Genomic DNA, 17,937 nt, shown 5'->3' on the forward strand with positions numbered 1-17,937 from the left:
CGCCGTCCCGCCGGGGTGCCGTCACTTCCGCGCGCTCACACGGGGACGCCACTTCCACGCGCCCACTTCGCGCCGTCACCCTCGTGCGTCACCCCCATGCCGTCACCCGCGTGCCGTTCCGGTCACTTCTTCGGCGGTACCGCCGGCATCCCCAGGAACGGCAGCCGCAGCGCGCCGAACGCCTCGGCCGGGACCACCGGCGCCTTCGGTTCCACCGGCTTCAGCCGCTCGTACGCCGCTCCCGGCGCCGGCCGCGGGTCCTCCTCGCCCTTGTTCGGCCAGAACGACATGGCCCGCTCGGCCTGCGCGGTGATCGTCAGCGACGGGTTCACGCCCAGGTTCGCCGAGACCGCGGCGCCGTCCACGACCGAGATGCCGGGGTGGCCGTACAGGCGGTGGTACGGGTCGATCACGCCCGTCTCCGGGGAGTCGCCGATGGGGCATCCGCCGAGGAAGTGCGCGGTGAGCGGGGTGCCCATCAGCTCGCCGACGTTGCTGCCGGCGAAGCCGTTGATCTCGGCGGCCAGCGCGGAGGCCGCCTCGGTCGCGGCCCTGATCTGCTTGGGGTTCGGCGAACCGTGTCCCTGCCGGGCGGTCAGCAGGCCCTTGCCGACGCCGCCGGCCTTCAGATACGTGGTCAGCGAGTTGTCCAGCGACTGCATGACCAGACCGATGATGGTCCGCTCCGACCAGCGCCGGTTGGACAGGGAGCGGGCGACCAGCACCGGGTGCCGGGCCGCGTTCGCCAGCCAGGCGAGCACCCGGGAGGAGCCCTCGGCGTAGGGCACCTGGAGGATCGACAGGCCGCCCATCGAGTTGGAGCCCTTGCCGTAGCGGACCGGCTCGATGTGGGTGTTCTCGTCGGGGTGGATGGAGGACGTGATGGCGACACCGCGGGTGAAGTCCGCCTTGGGCGAGCCGGTCGCCCTGCGGTAGCGGCGGTCGTCGGTCTGCGCGCCCACCAGCGCCTCGGAGTTGGTGCGGGTCAGATCGCCGAGCCGGGCGGACAGGTACGGGAGCCGGCCGTCGGCCTTCATGCGGTGCAGCAGCGTCTGGGTGCCGTAGGTGCCGGCCGCGACGACGACCCTGCGGGCGGTGAAGATCCGGCCCTTGTCCTTCTTCTTCCGGTCCGTCGGCAGGGTCGCGACCGCGTAGCCGCCCCGCGAGTCGTCCGTGACGGACACGACCGTCGTCATGGGATGGACGACCGCGCCCGCCTTCTCGGCGAGGTACAGGTAGTTCTCGTTGAGGGTGTTCTTCGCGCCGTGCCGGCAGCCGGTCATGCACTCGCCGCACTCGGTGCAGGCCTTCCGGTCGGGGCCGGCACCGCCGAAGTACGGGTCGTTCACCTGCTCGCCGGGCCCGGCCTTCGCCTTCCCGTCGGCGTCCTTGCCGTCGCCGAAGAACACGCCCACCGGTGCGAGGTGGAAGGTGTCGCCGACGCCCATCCGCTGGGCCGCGGCCTTCAGGTGCACGTCGGAGGGGGTCATGGTGGGGTTGAGCCGGACGCCGAGCATGCGCTGGGCCTGGTCGTAGTACGGCTTCAACTCCTCCTGCCAGTCGGTGATGGCCCGCCACTGGGGGTCGTCGAAGAAGGCCTTCGGCGGTACGTAGAGGGTGTTGGCGTAGTTGAGCGAGCCGCCGCCGACACCCGCACCGGCCAGCACCATGACGTTGCCGAGCAGGTGGATGCGCTGGATGCCGTACATGCCCAGCCTGGGAGCCCACAGGTAGTTCTTCAGGTCCCAGGAGTTGCGCGGCAGGGTCGCGCGGGTGAAGCGGCGGCCGGCCTCCAGGACACCGACCTTGTATCCCTTCTCGGTGAGACGCAAGGCGGACACGGAGCCGCCGAAGCCGGAGCCGACGATCAGGACGTCGTAGTCGTAGGCGTCTTGCGGCACGTGTACTCCTCTTTGAGTTTCGGCTGCGGGCCGTCTGTGTCGGTCACGCTCGAGCGGCGGGGCCGCAGGCCCGTGCGGCCCCGCGCCCTCGGGTCGGTCACCTGAACCGGAATGCCTTCATGACCCGGAGACTGGTGCTCATGAAGGCCGCGTACTTCTCGTCGGTCATCCCCAGCGAGGGCGCCATCGGCAGCAGCCGTTGCTGGGCCACCGTCTGGGCCTCCGTGTACTTGAGGATGCCCTCGGAGCCGTGCCGGCGGCCCAGGCCGGAGTCCTTCATGCCGCCCATCGGGGACTGGACGCTGCCGTAGGCGGGCGCGTAGCCCTCGTTGACGTTGACCGTGCCGGTGCGCAGGCGCGAGGCGATCTCGGCGCCGCGGCGGGCACTGCGGGTCCAGACGGAGGCGTTGAGGCCGTACGGCGTGGAGTTGGCGCGTTCGACCGCCTCGTCGTCGGACGTGAAGCGGTAGACCGAGACGACCGGGCCGAAGGTCTCCTCCTCGCACACGGACATGGAGTTCTCGACGCCGTCGAGGATGGTGGGCTCGAAGAAGTACGGGCCTACCTCAGGACGGGCCACACCGCCCGCGATCACCTTCGCCCCCTTGGCGACGGCCTCCTCCACATGCCGTTCCACGGTCTTCAGCTGGCGCTCGCCGACCAGCGAGCCCATGTCGGCGCCGTAGGCGAGGGAGTTGCCGAGCCGCATGGCCCTGGTGCGGGCGGCGAAACGCTCCAGGAACACGTCGGCGACCGACTCGTGGACGAACAGCCGCTCGATGGAGATGCACAGCTGGCCGGCGGAGGAGAAGCAGGCGCGGACGGCTCCGGCGGCGGCCTTCTCGATGTCGGCGTCGTCCAGCACCAGCATGGCGTTCTTGCCGCCGAGTTCGAGGGAGACGCCGACCAGGCGGGAGGCGGCGCCGACGGCGACCTCGCGGCCGGTGCGGGTGGAGCCGGTGAAGGAGACGTAGTCGGCGTGCTTGACCAGCTCCGGGCCGATGACCGGGCCCTCGCCGAGTACGACCTGGAAGACCCCGTCGGGCAGCCCGGCCTCGATGAGCAGGTCCCGCGCCCACAGGGCGGTCAGGCAGGTCTCGGTGTCCGGCTTCATGACCACGGCGTTGCCGGCGGCGAAGGCGGGCAGGGCGTCGCCGACGGACAGTTCCAGCGGGTAGTTCCAGGGGGCGATCTGGCCCACGACCCCGCGGGGGTGCCGGAGTTCGGTGACCTTCGTCAGGGTCGGCATGGCACCCGCGTGCCGCTTGGGGCGCAGGTAGGCGGCGGCCCGGCGGCCGTAGTGGCGGGCCGCGACGGCGACGGCCTGCACCTCCTCGTGCGCGTGCAGGCGGGCCTTGCCGGTCTCCAGCTGGATGAGGTCGAGGACCTCGGCCTGCCGCTCCAGCACCAGGTCGTGGAAGCGGAGCAGGACGGCGGCCCGCTGCCGTACCGGGGTCTTCGCCCACACGGCCTGGGCGGCACGGGCCGCCTCGAAGGCCTTGAGGACGTCCTCCGGCGTGGACTCGGGCAGGTCGGCCAGCTTCTCGCCGGTGAACGGGGTGTGGTTGACGGTCCGGCCGGAGCCGACGACGCCCTTGGTGAGCTGGGCCACCAACTCGGGGGTGACCACGTCGGCGGCGGTGCGTGCGCCTTCGGGCGCGGGCGCGAGCGGGTTGGTACCGGCGGTGTCCGGGGCCTGCGTGTCGGTCATGACGCGCAGGGTATGCCGCAGCGGAGCCTTTGTGTACCCGTCGGTAACGCGGATTCACGGCATGCTCACACACTGCCAGTGATCACTGGCAGCGAATGCGCTGATCAGGGCGTTGACGGGGTGACGATCAGTCCGTCTCGGGTTTTCTCGCGAGGAGCAGGCCCAGGGCGGCCAGGGGGGTGCGACGGGGCGCGGGCGCCGGGGCAGACGCGGGACCGGCGGTCGGGGGGCGGGGTGCCGGAGGCGGCTCGGGCAGGGGCTCCGGCGCCGGCTCAGGTACGGGGGTGAGCCCCAGGTGGTCGCGGAGTACGGCGGCGACCTCCTCGGCGTGCGGCCGCGCCGCCGGCTCGTCGGCCTGCAGCCGGTCCAGCAGGGCGCCCAGCGGGCCCTGCGAGGCGGCCTCGGTGTTCCCCACGGCGGCACGGAGCAGTGCGCCCAGCGACCACAGGTCGGAGGCCGGGCCGGCGCCGGGCCCTGCCGCCCGCTCGGGGGCGACGAATCCGGCGGGCGACTCGTCCGCGTGTCCGTCGCCGATGCCGAAGTCGGTCAGGACGACCCGTCCGGTGCCGGACTCCAGCAGCACATTGGCCGGTTTCACGTCCCGGTGCACGATGCCGACGGCGTGGGCGGCACGCAGCGCGCCGAGCACCGCGAGCCCGATGCGGGCGGCCTCGGCGGGCGGCAGCGGTCCACGCCGCAGGACCTCGCCCAGGGACTCGCCCTCCACCAGTTCCATGACGATCCAGGGGATTCCGTCCTCGGTGACGACGTCGTACACCGTCACGGCGGAAGGGTGCCGGACCCGGGTGGCGGCCCGGGCCTCGTGGTGGAGCCGGCGGGCGATGCGCCGGCTCGCCTCGTCGGCGGCGGGATCGCCGGGCAGCAGCGGCTCCTTGACGGCGACCAGGCCCTCTCCGCGCGCCAGGCGTTCTCCGCGTGCCAGGCGTTCTCCGTGCTCCCCCTGCTCCCGGTGCTCGCTCTGTTGCCCGGGCTTCCCCTGTTCCGCCTGTTGCCCAGGCTTCCCCTGCTCCCCGGGCTTCCCCTGTTCCGGGCGCACTTCGGGCTCCGGGCGCTCCCCGCGCTCCGGACCCGCTGCCCGTTCGTCCCAGCCGCGCCACACGGTTCCGGTCGGCCCGGAGCCGATGCGTCCGGTCAGCCGGTAGCGGCCGCCGATCAGACGTCCGCCGGGCGGGAGTTCGCCGTCATGCGTCATGTCACATGAGTACCGTGCGCACCGCGCCGTTGTCGAAGCGGGCAGTCCGTATCAGGGCTTCGTGATGTCCAGGTTGGCGATCGCCTCCTTCGCCACCTCCCTGCCACGGGCGGTGAAGTCGCCCTTGGAGGGGTAGGCCACGGCCAGTTCGTACATGTCGCCGGACTTGGTGCGGTAGTAGAAGATCCGGAGTTCGCGGGGGCGGTCGTCCACGCCGTCGGACGGACAGGTGACAGTGTTCTCGGCGGCCTGCCGCCCACGGTAGGTGGCGTCCGTGTCCGGGACCGTCCTGGTGGCCTTGCCCATCCGGAGTTCGTAGTCGCCGTTGCTCTTGAACTTCTCGTTGTCGTCGTACATCTGGGCCCGGGCGCTGGACTTGATCCGGCCCAGGGAGTCCTCCGATCCGCGCACGAGGTGCAGGCGGATCCAGAGGCTGCCGGACCAGTCCCAGTACGTCACCCAGTTCTTGTCGCTGTCGTCCTTCTCCGGCCGGGTGGCCTGGTAGCCCGCGGGGACGGCGAGGGTGACACCGAGCCTGGCCTCGGGCCGCTTCACCCAGCCGTCGGGCAGCGGGCCCGCGAAGGGCTCGGCGAGCACGAAGTACGCCGTGACGGCCGCCGCGACCGCCGCCGCACCGGCACCGAGCCAGGCGACGCGGCTCCGGCGACGCGAACGGGGTACGGGCGGGACGACGTGCGGCGCCGAGGGGACGGGGGGCGGCGGTGCCGGGGGCGCCGGGGGGTTCGCAGCCTCCTGGAGCAGGGCGCGGACCCGGTCCGCCGTCGGCCGGTGCGCGGGATCCTTGTGGAGGAGCCCGTTGATGACCTCGGCCAGCGGGCCCGCGGCCGATGCGGGCGGTGCGGGCGTGGCGTTGAGAACGGACTGGAGGGTGGCGGGCGTATTGCTGCGGCGGAACGGCGACACGCCCTCCGTGGCCGTGTACAGCACCACGCCCAGGGACCACAGGTCGCTCGCCGGCCCTGGCAACTGCCCGAGCACCCGTTCCGGTGCGATGTACTCGGGCGAGCCGACGAAGCCGCCGGTGTCCGTCAGCCTCGTGTCGCCCTCGATCCAGGCGATCCCGAAGTCCGTCAGGACCACGCGGTCGTGCCGGCCCAGCAGGATGTTGTCCGGCTTGACGTCCCGGTGCAGGACGCCGGCCGCGTGCGCCGCCTCCAGCGCGCCGAGCACCTGCAGGCCGATCCGGGCAGCCTCCCGCGCATCCAGCGTGCCGTCGCGCAGCACGCTGCCGAGGGTGTGGCCGTGCACCAGCTCCATCACGATCCACGGCCGGCCGCCGACGACGGCGACGTCATGGACGTTCACCACCGCGGGGTGGTCCAGCCTGGCAGCCGCGCGGGCCTCGCGGCGCATCCGCTCGAAGGCGTTGGTCCGTTCCCGCTCGGGAAGGTGGTCCGGTATGCGGGGTTCCTTGACGGCGACCTCGCGGTCCACCGTCTCGTCCTTGGCCCGCCATACGGTGCCCATGCCGCCGTGCCCCAGTTTGCCGAGCAGCCGGTAACGGCCGGCGACGAGCCGGCCGGCCTCCGGGCCCGGGTGGGGCGCGCCGTCCGGCACCGGGTGGGGCAGGCCGTCCGTCGCCGAGTGGGCCGCCGTGTCCGGCACCGGCCCTGCAACGCCGTCCGTCGCCGAGTGGACCGCGGTGTCCGGCACCGGCCCTGCAACGCCGTCCGTCGCCGAGTGGACCGCGGTGTCCGGCGCCGGCCGCGGTCTCGGCGGTTGCAGCACAAAACTCGTCGTGTCGTCGGCCCGGTGGCCGGCTCCCCCGTCACTGCTCATGCGTCATCTCTACCGTGCCCCGCTGCCCGCAGCCACAGGGAGGCCGAACCGGTCACACACCCGTGACGGAGAACGTGTCGACCGCGACGTCGAAGTACTCCCGGGCCTCGCGCACCTTCCCCACCGGCGCCGACACCCACACGTCGTACAGCAGGCCGCCCTCCTCCCAGCACAGGTCGAAGGTGTGGCGCGGGCCCTCCGCCGCGTTGAAACCGTCCCAGGTGAACTCCCAGAGCGCGGCGGGGCGTCCGGCGTGGGTGGTCCGCACGACCCGGCCGTCGTGGTAACCCGGGTTCGTGGTGGCGCCGTTGGCGGCCGACCGGTGCATCACCGCTTCGGGGCCGCCCGGTTGGGGCACGCCGACCTTGATGCCGAGGCGGAAGGTCTCCCCCGGCGAGAGGAAGAAGACGCGCTCGCCCTGCGGAGTGCGGGTGAAGTCCTCCGGCACCGCGAGCGAGAAGCCGGCCGGCTCCCGGACCGTGCGGTAGCCGGAGGGCGCGGTGTGCGAGCCGGTGACGGTCGCGCGCGGCGCACCGGACGTGGACGTCGGCGACGGCGTCGGTGCCGGCCGGGTCCCGGTCGCCGTAGGGGCCGGACCGGTACCCCCGGTGCTGTCCTTGCCGCCGGTGCCCGTGCGGGTCGCCGGGCTCGTCGCCGTGCCGCCCGGGGTGCCGCCCCCGCCCCCGTCCCGGTGCGCCAGCAGGGCCGCGGCCGACACGCCCGCACCCGCCAGCGCGGCGACGAGCAGCGCCGCGATCAGTACCCCGCGCGGGGAGGAGCGGGCCCGGGACGGCTCCGCCGGGCCGGCCGGCAGCAGTCCGCCGTGCGGGACGTCCCGCTGGGTCGGCGTGTAGGGCGCCGCGCTTCCCGGCGCCGAAGCCTTCGGTGCCCGGTTCCCGCCGATCCGGTGGATGCGCCCGCTGCCGTGCCCGCCGGCCGTAGCGCCCGGGGCGCCCGGCGCGGCAGGTGTCCGGCCGGTCTCCAGGTACGTCTGCAGCATCTGCTCGGCGTCGGCCGTGCCCAGCCGTCGGTCGGGGTCGCGCTCCAGCAGCCCGCGGACGACGGGCAGCAGCGGTTCGGCCTCGGCCGGCGGACGGATCTCGTCGGCGACGACGGCGTGCAGGATGCCGCCGAGCGAGTCGCGCCGGAACGGCGACTCGCCGCTGAGCGCCGTGCACAGCAGCGCGCCCAGCGACCACAGGTCGGACTCCGGCCCGGTGCGCAGCCCGGACATGCGCTCCGGCGCGGTGTACTCGGGCGAGCCGACGAAGGAGCCGGTTTCGGTGAGCGTGGTGGCGCCCGCGACCTGCGCGATACCGAAGTCGGTGAGCACGACCCGGTCGGTACCGGACTCGATCAGGACGTTCGCGGGCTTGATGTCCCGGTGCAGCACTCCCGCTTCGTGCGCGGTGCGCAGCGCGCTCAGCAGGGCGATGCCGATCCGGGCGACCTCGGCGGCGTCGACCGGGCCCCGCCGGGCGATCCGGTCGGCGAGCGAACCGCCGTCGATCAACTCCATGACCAGGTACGGCCGTTCGTCCTGCTCCACCACATCGTGCACGACGATGATGTGCGGGTGCCGCAACTGGCAGACCGCGCGGGCCTCGCGGAAGCTCCGGTCACGGCGACGGCGCGCGTCGTCGTCCGAGAGCGAATCGTCCGGAAGGAGTTCCTTGACCGCCACCTGACGGCCCAACACCTGGTCGCTCGCCCGCCACACGACGCCCATGCCGCCGCGCCCGATGCGTTCCTCCAGGCGATAACGGCCCGCGATCAGCCGAACGCCGGCTCCCTCGGTCCCCATGCGCCCCATCATGCCCCAGCGGGCGTCCGCGTCCTCGAAATCCGGTCGTCACCCTGCTACTGCGGCTGCTGCCACCCCCGCAGGACCGCAGTGAACTGCTTGCTCGTCCGCGCCCAGTCCGCGGCGGGCGACGAGATGTAGATCGCGTACTCGGTGCCGTCCCGGGACACGTACGTCTCCTCCATGGCGCGCCGCGGGCCCGGGAACGGCGTGTCCTTCGCCTGTGCCGTCCAGGTGTACTCCCAGACGGAGCCGTCGAGGTCGCGGTAGAGGTTCTTCTCCAGCCGGACCCGGTGGTAGTCGACCAGGCGCCGGCGGAGCTGGTCGTCCAGGTCGAGCTGGTGCGCGTTGGCGTCCGGGAAGTCCGGTGCGGAGTCGAGGGCGATGCGGACGAAGTGCTCACCGCCGTCGGGCGTGTAGTCGACCTGCTTGATCTCGCCGGGCACGCCGACGACCTTCCGCGACCAGCCCTCGGGCAGGTAGATGCTGAAGCCCCATTCGTCGTCGTACCGCTTCCACGAAGCGGGGACCGCTCCGGCGGCGTTCGGTGACGCGCTGCCGCTCTCGGAGGGTGACGTCGTGGCCGGGTTGGCGCTGCCGCCGGACCCGGTGCTCCGCACCATGTCGTCCCACTTCTGGACGGCCACCGCGGCACCGCCGCCCAGCACCGCCGCCACGGCGACGACGAGGGCGAGGGTGCGGAGCCGGCGCCGGGGCCGTGCCGGGGTCCCGCCGCCCGCCGGGCCCGGGGGCGCGGGTGCCACGGCCGTCGGTCCGGTCCCGGAACGGCCCGCACTCGCCGGCACTCCGGGGACGGTCCCACCGGACGGGTGATTGCCCGTTCCGTGTGCGGAGTTGCTCGTCCCGTTCGTGAGTACGGCGGAACTCCGGGTCGCCACGAAGGCCTGAGCCGCGCTGGGCCGACGGCCCTCCGCCGCCTCGGCGAGCATCTGCTCCGCCTCCGCCGCGTCCGGCCGCTGAGCGGGGTCCTTGCGCAGCAGCGCGGAGATGACCGGTCCCAGGGGCCCGGCGTGGCGCGGCTCGTCGGCGTCCTCCTCGACGACCGCCTGCATGGTGCTCAGCGGCGAGGTGCGCCGGAACGGCGAGCGGCCTTCGACGGCCGTGTACAGCGTGGCGCCGAGCGCCCACAGGTCGGAGGAGGGTCCCGGGTCGTGGCCGCGGACCCGCTCGGGGGCCAGGTAGTCGACCGAGCCGACGACCTCTCCGGTCCGGGTGATGGTGGTGTCGCCCTCGATCTGGGCGATGCCGAAGTCGGTGAGCAGCACCCTCCCGTCCGCGCCGAGGAGGACGTTGCCGGGCTTGACGTCCCGGTGCAGCACACCCGCGGAGTGCGCGGCGCGCAGCGCCCGCAGCACCCACAGTCCGATCCGCGCGGCCTCGGCCGGCTCGATGCGCCCGTGTTCCTTGACCGCGTCGGCGAGCGAGCTGCCCTCGACCAGCTCCATCACGATCCACGGACGTCCGTCGTGTTCGAGCACGTCGTGCACGGTGACGACGGCGGAGTGGTTGATGCGGGCGGCGGCCCGCGCCTCGGCCCTGGTGCGGGCGAGGAGGATGGCCTGATCGCTGTCGGAGACGTAGAGCGCCGCGGTCAACTCCTTGATGGCGACCTTCCGGTGCAGCACCTCGTCGTGGGCGCGCCACACCCGGCCCATGCCGCCGCTGCCGATGGAATCGGCAAGCCGGTAGCGGCCCGCTATCAGCAGGCCCTGCATCTGATTCACGTTGCCCCGCAATGCTCTTGACAGGGTCAGCGTAAGGACCGGCCCTCCAACTGGGAACACGCGGGGTGCCAAGGAAACCGCACTGTGACGATGGTCATTTCCGCGCGAGAACGGGAACCGGGCCTGCTCGGTCCGCCGCGGTGTACACCGTGCTCAACCGGTGTAGCGGTACGTCGCAGCAGCCTGCTCGTACAGCCGCGTGACCTGGTCCCGCTCGGTCTCCGGGCCACGTACCTGGATGACGTGGTAGCGACCGTTCAGCAGCAGCGCCATGTTCCGCACGAACAGGTCCCGCCCCTGCCCGTCGGTCCAGGTGAACTGCCCCTCGGCCATGGTCCGTCCGCCCACCTCGATGGTCCGCAGGCCGGTGGCCGTGGCCCAGCTGGAGTTCCGGTACGGCTGGAGCTCGCGCTCCTTGTCCCGCTGGTAAGCCATCGGATCGCTGCCGTACCCGGACGCGCCGTCCCGGCCCGGTACGACGATCAGCTCGAAGTTCCCGTGACCGTAGACCACCTGGCCGCTGCCGTTCTTCGGGGTGCGCTCCCAGCCCTCGGCGACGGCGACCCGGAAGCCGTCCGGATCCTTGCGGAGGACGAACCCGTCGGCGACGGAGGGATCCCCGCCGGTCTGCGTCTCGGTCGCGGGCCCGGTGGCGGAGGCGCCGCCACCCGGCGCGCTCTGCGCGGCGGAGGGCTGCCGGGTGTGCGAGGGCGCGGGGCTCGCCTGCCCTGTGGTGCCGGTACGGCCGCTGCCCGCCGCACCGCTCTCGCCCTGCTTCGGCATGAACAGCATCGCGTACGCGATCGCGCCGGCCAGCAGGAGCAGGATCAGCAGGAGCAGGGTCCGGCCGAGGCTGCGCGGTGAACCGGCGGCCTCCCGGGCCCGCTTGTGCCGGCCGTGCGGATGGGCCGCGGGCAGCAGGGCACGCCGCCGGCGCACCAGCTCGCCGCGGCGCCGGACGATCGGCAGCCGGCTCGGGGCGGCGGGCGGCACGGGGATGACATGGGTCCCTGCGTCCGGCTCGGGCGCGGAACGCACCAGCGAGCGCAGCCAGCCGCCCAACTCCTCGAAGTCCAGCCGGTCGGTGGGGTCCTGACGCAGCAGTGACTCGACCACCGGGCGCAGCGGACCGCACTCCTCGGCGAAGGCGGGTGGCTCGGCGCACACCAGCTGCACCAGCTCGGCCGTCGACTCCTCCGGGTAGGGCGCATGGCCCTGTACGGCCCGGAACAGCAGCGCGCCGAGCGCCCACAGGTCGGTGGCCGGACCGATCGGCGCCGCCAGCTGCCAGTTCTCGTGCACGGACCCGGCCTGCTCCGGTGCCCATCGCTCGGTCACCGGTCCCACGACGGTCATCCGCACCTGCCGCGCCCGCTCGGCGGCCAGCGCGGTACCCGGCCCCCGCCGTACGGGACCCTGCTCGTCCCAGCGGGTCGCCGGCTGCGCCGGGACGCGTTCGCCAGGGGCAGGGCCGGCGCCCTGGAGGCCGGAAGCCGGGGCCGGCCGGGCCTCGTGGCCGTACCCGCCGCCCGGTGTCCGCTCCGGTCCGTACCCCTGCCCCGGCACGGACACCTGCCCGCCACGCGCCTCCCCCGAGGGCAGCCCGGGCCGCTGCCCGGCCCCGCCCAGTGCCTGGGGCGTGCCGCCGGGTCCGGAGCGCGGTGCGGCGCCGTGCCACGGGGTGCCGCGCACCCCGTACGGGTCGGCTATCCGACCGGGCGGCTGCGCGCTGCCCGCTTCTGCGGCGTGCTCCGAGGAGTACGCCGACGCTGCCGTGCCCTCGGCCGGGCCGGCACCGGTGTCGGCCTCGGCGGGCGGCCGGGCCCCGGGCAGGGCGGCGCGCCCGTTCTGCTGGGCCTCGTGCACCCGGGCGGCGGCCCGGGCGCCCGCGCGGTACGCGGCGATGGCCCCGGCCCGTGCGGCACGGACGTCCGCCCCGCTCTCCAGGGCCCGGGGTCCCGTCCGGCCGGACGCTGCGGACATTCCGTCGGCCGTCGGCGCCGGCAGCCCGCCGGCCGCCCGCGCCTGGATCGCCGCCCGGCGCGCCACCTCGGGATCGACGCCCGCGGCCGGCCCGCCGGCCCCACCACCCGCGCGGTCACCGGAACCGGCGGCGGCCCCGGCGGCTCCCGGACCCGCCGGCCCGCCGGGAAAACCGGGCTCGGCGCCCGGTGCCTCGCCCTCCGCGGCCGGCACCGGGTCGTACCCGCACAGCGCCTCCTCCGCCGCGCCGACCGCGAGACCGGTCAGCATCACCCGGCCGTCGTCGCAGACGAGGACCGTGCGGGCGGTGATGTTGCGGTGCACCCAGCCGTGGGCGTGCAGCACCCGCAGCGCCATGAGCACGTCGGAGGCGACCTCGGCCGCCCGGTACGGCGTCAGCGGCTGCTCGGCGAGCAGGGCGGCCAGCGGACGGGCGGCCACCAGCTCGCTGACGATCCACAGCGACCCGCCCTCGGCGAACACGTCGAACACCTGGTCCAGGCGCGGATGGTCGGGGATACGGGCCGCCGCCTGCGCGGCCTCGACGGCGCGCCGCACCGCCGGATCGGCGGGCTTCCGGGTGGCCGTCCTGGCGTCCGGTGCCCGGCGGGACCCGCGCTCCCGCGCGGTGAACCCCTCGGGCAGCCCCTCCGCGTCGAGCACCTCGGCCTCGACGACCTCCGGCAACGGCACCTGGCGGACGAGGACTTCCTGACCGCTGTAGGTGTCGAAGGCGCGGGACTCGGTGAGTTCGTACTCGTCGGACGGCGGCAGTGGCAGGCGGTAGCGGTCGGCGAGCACCCGACCCGCGTAGTCGTCCACTTTGCCTCCCCCGGCCGCCCGGTTGGTCACATCCGTTCGCCTCACGACCCGTTTCGCACACACATGCGGCTGCGTACGATCCGCAACCATTCACGATACGTGCCGCAGGCAACCCGCAATGAGAGGATGACGGATTCTCACGCAGCAAACCGGCATGCGCCGCCTATGACTTGGGTTCGAAGGCCTTCGTCAGCGTCTTCCAGGTGTCCTTGCGCAGCTCGCCGCTCCAGTCGGCGGCCTTCGCGGTGTACATCAGGGCGTAACCCTGGTGGTCGTTCACCACGAAGCCACGGTCGATCGTGCGGTACCCGGTGCCGCCCTCGACGTAGGTGAACTCCCAGTCGGCGGTGTTCCAGCCGCGGTAGTCCACCTTCTCGATGCGTATCTTCCGGTACCCGGAGCGCACCATGTAGTGCTCCTGGTTCTTCCAGTCCGCCACCGGGTCGCTCTTGGGCGTGCTGGTCCAGGCGACGAGCAGCTTCTGGCCGGCGGGGCCGGTGTAACGGTCCCCGGTCGCCCCGCCGGACCGGTACTTCCACCCCTTCGGCAGCCCGATCGAGTAGCCCTGGCTCCCCTGGCGGGTCGAGACCACGGGCGCGCTCCCGTCGTCCTTCGCATCCGACGAGCCGGACGAGCCGGACGTCTCGGAGTCGTCCGTGGACTCGCCGTCGCCGGCGTCCCCCGCGGAGCCCGCACCCTGGCCGGAACCGGCGGCGGCCGAACTCCCGGCGTCCGTCCGCTTCCCGGTCTCCTTGCCGGCGCCGGCCGGCTTGTCCTGCTTGGTGGACGCACCGGCACTGGACGCGGACTTGGCCCCGCCGCTCTTGCCGCCCTTGTCGTCGCCGCTCAGGGCGAAGGCCAGTACGGTCCCGAGCACCGCGAGCACCACCACCACGGCGATGATCACCAGGGTGCGCTTGGGCACCACGTCCGTCAGCGGCGCCCTCGGCACCGGCCGCGGCGGCAGGTCCAGGTCCGGCGGCGGCACCACGGGCCAGCCCGAACTCGTCCTGCCACCGGCGTTCGCCCCGCCCGTCGCTCCCGGCGCGGGAATCCCGGGCCGCGGCACCGATCCGGCGCCCGGCCCCCCGGGCGAGCCGGCCCGCGCCCCGCCCGCGACCGCGCCACCGGCACCGGCACCGGCACCGGCACCCGTGACCCCGTCCGTACCCGGTTTGGCCGTCTCGCCGCCGCTCTTCGTCCGCACCGTCGCCGCGGTCGTCGCAGCCCCGGCCGCCTTGCGCACCGAACGCAGCGCCCCGCGCAGCTTCTCGCCGGCCTCCTCGCCCCGCTTGCCGCCGGACGCACCCGGCTGCACCGGCAGCGGCACCACCCGTGTGGCGTCCATCGGCTCCGGCTCGGGCGCGTGGATCACCTGGCGGAACATCGCCCGGGCCCCGGCGTCGTCGAGCCGCTTGACCGGATCCTTGGTCAGCAGGCCGTAGATGACGTCCCTCAGCGGTCCGGCGTTCTTCGGCTCCTCCAGCGGCTCGGTCATCACCGCGGTGAGCGTGGCGATCGCCGAACCCTTGTCGTAGGGCGGCACCCCCTCGACGGCCGCGTACAGCAGACCGCCGAGCGACCACAGGTCGGCCGCAGGTCCCGGCTTGTGCCCGCGGGCGCGCTCCGGGGAGATGTAGGACGGGGCGCCGACGAGCATGCCGGTGGAGGTGATGGACGGGTCGCCCTCGACCTGCGCGATGCCGAAGTCGGTGAGCACCACCCGGCCGTCCTCGGCGATGAGCACGTTGGACGGCTTCACGTCCCGGTGCAGGATGCCCTCCCGGTGCGCGGAACGCAGCACGTCGAGGATGGCGAGCCCGACCTCGGCGGCGCGCCTCGGCTCCAGCACGCCGTCCTCACGGATGACCTCGGCCAGGGACTTGCCCTCGACCAACTCCATGACGATCCAGGGCCGGTCGTCCTCCTCGACCACGTCGAAGACCGTCACCGCGCTGTTGTTGCGGATCCGGGCGATCGCCTTGGCCTCACGCAGGGTGCGCGTGATCAGGCGCCGCTTCTCCTCCTCGTCGATGTTCGACGGGAACCGCAGCTCCTTGACGGCGACCGTCCGGCCCAGAGTCTCGTCCTCGGCGCGCCAGACCGTGCCCATACCGCCGCGGCCCAGCACGTCTCCCAGCCGGTACCGCCCGGCGAGGAGACGCCGCTCGTTCTTGTCCCGACGAGTGTCCTGACGAGATGTACCCGCCCGCTCCGCCTCCGACATGCGTCCCCTCATACAACCCGCCCTGACAGAGCCTCCATTGTCTCTCACCCGACAAGTGGCCGACGCCCAGGGTGCCCGTGGCCGCAGCCCGCCCTCCACGGCACGGACGCCCCCCTGAAGCGGGCGTTCCGCTTACCGGGATGATGGGTCGTAAGAAGGGAGGAACGGGATGCCGACGCTTCGGACACTCCTGTCCATACCGGTGTCCCTGGCGCTGCTGCTCACCCCGGCCGCATCCCAGGACGCCTCCCGCGTCCTGCTCGGCCTGGTCGTCCGCCAGGTCACCGGTCGCTCCTGCGGGGCGGAGGCCGAGCGCCGCATCATCGCTCCGCTGGGTCTGACGGGCACCTCCTTTCCCGGGTCCCGCAGGTCACTGCCCGCGCCGCACGGCCGCGCCTACGCCGCCGACGGCTCCGACGTCACCCGGCTCGACCCGCGCGTGGCCGGCGCGGCGGGTGAGCTGGTGAGCTGGTGAGCACGCTGGCCGACCTCGACCGCTTCTACGCGGCACTGCTCGGCGGCCGGCTGCTGCCCCCGCGCTGGCTGCGCGAGATGCTCGACACCCGTGCCGCACACGGCTCGTACGGCATGGGGCTGTTTCCGGTGAAGCTGCCGTGCGGCACCACGGTGTGGGGGCACAACGGCCGGATATCCGGGAGCTACGTGCGCAGCGCAGCCACCGCCGACGGCCGCCGTGTCCTCAGCTTCCGGGTGAACACGGACGCGATCGCAGACGCCCGCTTCGAACCGGCCCTGCTCTCCGCCGAGTTCTGCCCTCGCACCCGGTAGAACGGCCGGGCCTCGGGCAAAGATCCCGGCCGAGGCCACTCCTTCGGGTGAAGTCCGGCGTGGCGCCGGAACAGCGCACCGGACCAGCGCCGGGCCAGTGCTACCGCGGCACGATGTCCGGTGCCCCCAGCCGCGCCGCGTCCGCCGTCTGGTCGTCCGGCTGCAGCTGGGACTCGCGCTCGGCCTCCACCCGCTTCTCGTAGTGCTCGACCTCGCGCTCGATCTGGTCCTTGTCCCAGCCGAGCACCGGCGCCATCAGCTCGGCCGCCTCACGGGCGCTGCGGGTGCCCCGGTCGAAGGTCTCGATGGAGATGCGGGTACGCCGGGTGAGGACGTCGTCCAGATGACGGGCGCCCTCGTGCGAGGCGGCGTACACCACCTCGGCGCGCAGGTAGTCGTCGGCGGCGTGCAGCGGCTCACCGAGCGCGGGGTCGGCGGCGATGAGGTCCAGGATCTCCTCGGCCATCGAACCGTACCGATTCAGCAGGTGTTCCACCCGGGCCACATGGATTCCGGTACGGGCGGCGATCCGTGCCCGCGCGTTCCACATCGCCCGGTACCCCTCCGCGCCCAGCAGCGGGGTCTCCTCCGTGACGCAGTCGGCGACGCGCATGTCGAGACCGTGCACGGCCTCGTCGACGGCGTCCTTGGCCATCACCCGGTAGGTGGTGTACTTGCCGCCCGCCACGACCACCAGCCCCGGCGCCGGGTGGGCGACCGTGTGCTCGCGGGACAGTTTGCTGGTGGCGTCGGACTCGCCGGCCAGCAGCGGGCGCAGCCCGGCGTACACGCCCTGCACGTCGTCCCGGCCGAGCGGCACGGCCAGCACCGAGTTGACGTGTTCCAGCAGGTAGTCGATGTCGGCGCTGGAGGCCGCGGGGTGGGCCTTGTCGAGGTCCCAGTCGGTGTCGGTGGTGCCGACGATCCAGTGCCGGCCCCAGGGGATGACGAACAGGACGGACTTCTCGGTGCGCAGGATCAGACCGGTGGTGGAGTGAATGCGGTCCTTGGGCACGACCAGGTGGATGCCCTTGGAGGCGCGGACGTGGAACTGGCCGCGCTCGCCCACCATGGCCTGCGTGTCGTCGGTCCACACGCCGGTGGCGTTGACGATCTGCTTGGCCCGGATCTCGTACTCCCCGCCGGCCTCCACGTCCTGCACCCGGGCGCCGACGACCCGCTCGCCCTCGCGCAGGAACCCGGTCACGCGCGCGCGGTTGGCCACCTTCGCGCCGTAGGACGCCGCCGTGCGCACCAGGGTGGCCACGAAGCGTGCGTCGTCCATCTGGGCGTCGTAGTACTGCAGGGCGCCGACGAGGGCGTCCTTGCGCAGGCAGGGGGCCACGCGCAGGGCGTTGCGGCGGGACAGGTGGCGGTGCAGGGGCAGGCCCCGGCCGTGGCCGCGGGCCATCGACATCGCGTCGTACAGCGCGACGCCCGAGCCCGCGTACAACCGCTCCCAGCCCTTGTGCTGCAACGGGTAGAGGAACGGCACCGGTTTGACCAGGTGCGGGGCGAGGCGCTCCAGCAGCAGGCCGCGCTCCTTGAGGGCCTCTCGGACGAGGGCGAAGTCGAGCATCTCCAGATAGCGCAGGCCACCGTGGATCAGCTTGCTGGACCGGCTCGAGGTACCGGACGCCCAGTCCCGGGCCTCGACCAGGCCGGTGGACAGGCCGCGGGTGACCGCGTCCAGCGCGGTGCCCGCACCGACCACTCCGGCACCGACCACCAGCACGTCCAGCTCGCGCTCCGCCATCGCCGCCAGTGCCTCGGCGCGCTGCGCCGGCCCAAGAGTCGCTGTCCTCACCGCTGCCTCCCGCTGTCGCTGTCTGGCTCGCGTCGGCCGCACCCGGTGGGCGAAGCCCGGTTCATCCCCTCCTCATGCCCAAATTCTGACCGGCTTGCCCGACTCCAGCCACTACGGGCCGCGAACCTGTGGACA

At 73.4% G+C, this 17,937-nt stretch carries 9 protein-coding genes and 1 pseudogene; 1 reads left to right on the top strand and 9 read right to left on the bottom strand.

The window, feature by feature from the left end:
- Positions 1-122: 122 nt before the first annotated feature.
- The 8 genes from ACZ4SF_RS07920 to ACZ4SF_RS07955 all read right to left on the bottom strand — a co-directional run bounded on the left by ACZ4SF_RS07920 (position 123) and on the right by ACZ4SF_RS07955 (position 15,206).
- Entirely contained in the window at positions 123-1,901 is a 1,779-nt protein-coding gene (locus ACZ4SF_RS07920; RefSeq protein ID WP_468379765.1) for a GMC family oxidoreductase N-terminal domain-containing protein, read from the bottom strand.
- A 97-nt stretch (positions 1,902-1,998) separates the two neighbouring features.
- Complete coding sequence (locus tag ACZ4SF_RS07925) at positions 1,999-3,612, bottom strand: succinic semialdehyde dehydrogenase (protein WP_468379768.1); 1,614 nt, start codon at positions 3,610-3,612, stop codon at positions 1,999-2,001.
- A 127-nt stretch (positions 3,613-3,739) separates the two neighbouring features.
- Positions 3,740-4,825, bottom strand: a complete 1,086-nt coding sequence (locus ACZ4SF_RS07930) for a serine/threonine-protein kinase (RefSeq protein ID WP_468379771.1) — start codon at positions 4,823-4,825, stop codon at positions 3,740-3,742.
- A gap of 51 nt (positions 4,826-4,876) precedes the next feature.
- Entirely contained in the window at positions 4,877-6,625 is a 1,749-nt protein-coding gene (locus ACZ4SF_RS07935; RefSeq protein ID WP_468379774.1) for a serine/threonine-protein kinase, read from the bottom strand.
- Between the two features lie 52 nt (positions 6,626-6,677).
- Positions 6,678-8,429, bottom strand: coding sequence for a serine/threonine-protein kinase (locus ACZ4SF_RS07940; protein ID WP_468379777.1), 1,752 nt, complete (start codon positions 8,427-8,429; stop codon positions 6,678-6,680).
- A 56-nt stretch (positions 8,430-8,485) separates the two neighbouring features.
- Positions 8,486-10,165, bottom strand: a complete 1,680-nt coding sequence (locus tag ACZ4SF_RS07945; protein WP_468380437.1) for a serine/threonine-protein kinase — start codon at positions 10,163-10,165, stop codon at positions 8,486-8,488.
- Between the two features lie 162 nt (positions 10,166-10,327).
- A complete protein-coding gene (locus tag ACZ4SF_RS07950) occupies positions 10,328-12,979 on the bottom strand; it encodes a protein kinase (RefSeq protein ID WP_468379780.1) in 2,652 nt (883 codons plus the stop codon).
- A gap of 163 nt (positions 12,980-13,142) precedes the next feature.
- Entirely contained in the window at positions 13,143-15,206 is a 2,064-nt protein-coding gene (locus ACZ4SF_RS07955; RefSeq protein WP_468379783.1) for a serine/threonine-protein kinase, read from the bottom strand.
- A gap of 250 nt (positions 15,207-15,456) precedes the next feature.
- On the opposite strand from ACZ4SF_RS07955, the pseudogene ACZ4SF_RS07960 reads away from it, so the two are divergent.
- Positions 15,457-15,995: pseudogene (locus ACZ4SF_RS07960) on the top strand (serine hydrolase domain-containing protein); the annotation flags it as partial.
- A 100-nt stretch (positions 15,996-16,095) separates the two neighbouring features.
- Here the strand turns inward: ACZ4SF_RS07960 and ACZ4SF_RS07965 are convergent.
- On the bottom strand, positions 16,096-17,802 hold the full coding sequence (locus tag ACZ4SF_RS07965; RefSeq protein WP_468379786.1) for a glycerol-3-phosphate dehydrogenase/oxidase: 1,707 nt from the start codon (positions 17,800-17,802) through the stop codon (positions 16,096-16,098).
- Between the last annotated feature and the right edge of the window lie 135 nt (positions 17,803-17,937).

The organism is Streptomyces sp. NPDC027663, assembly GCF_055566415.1.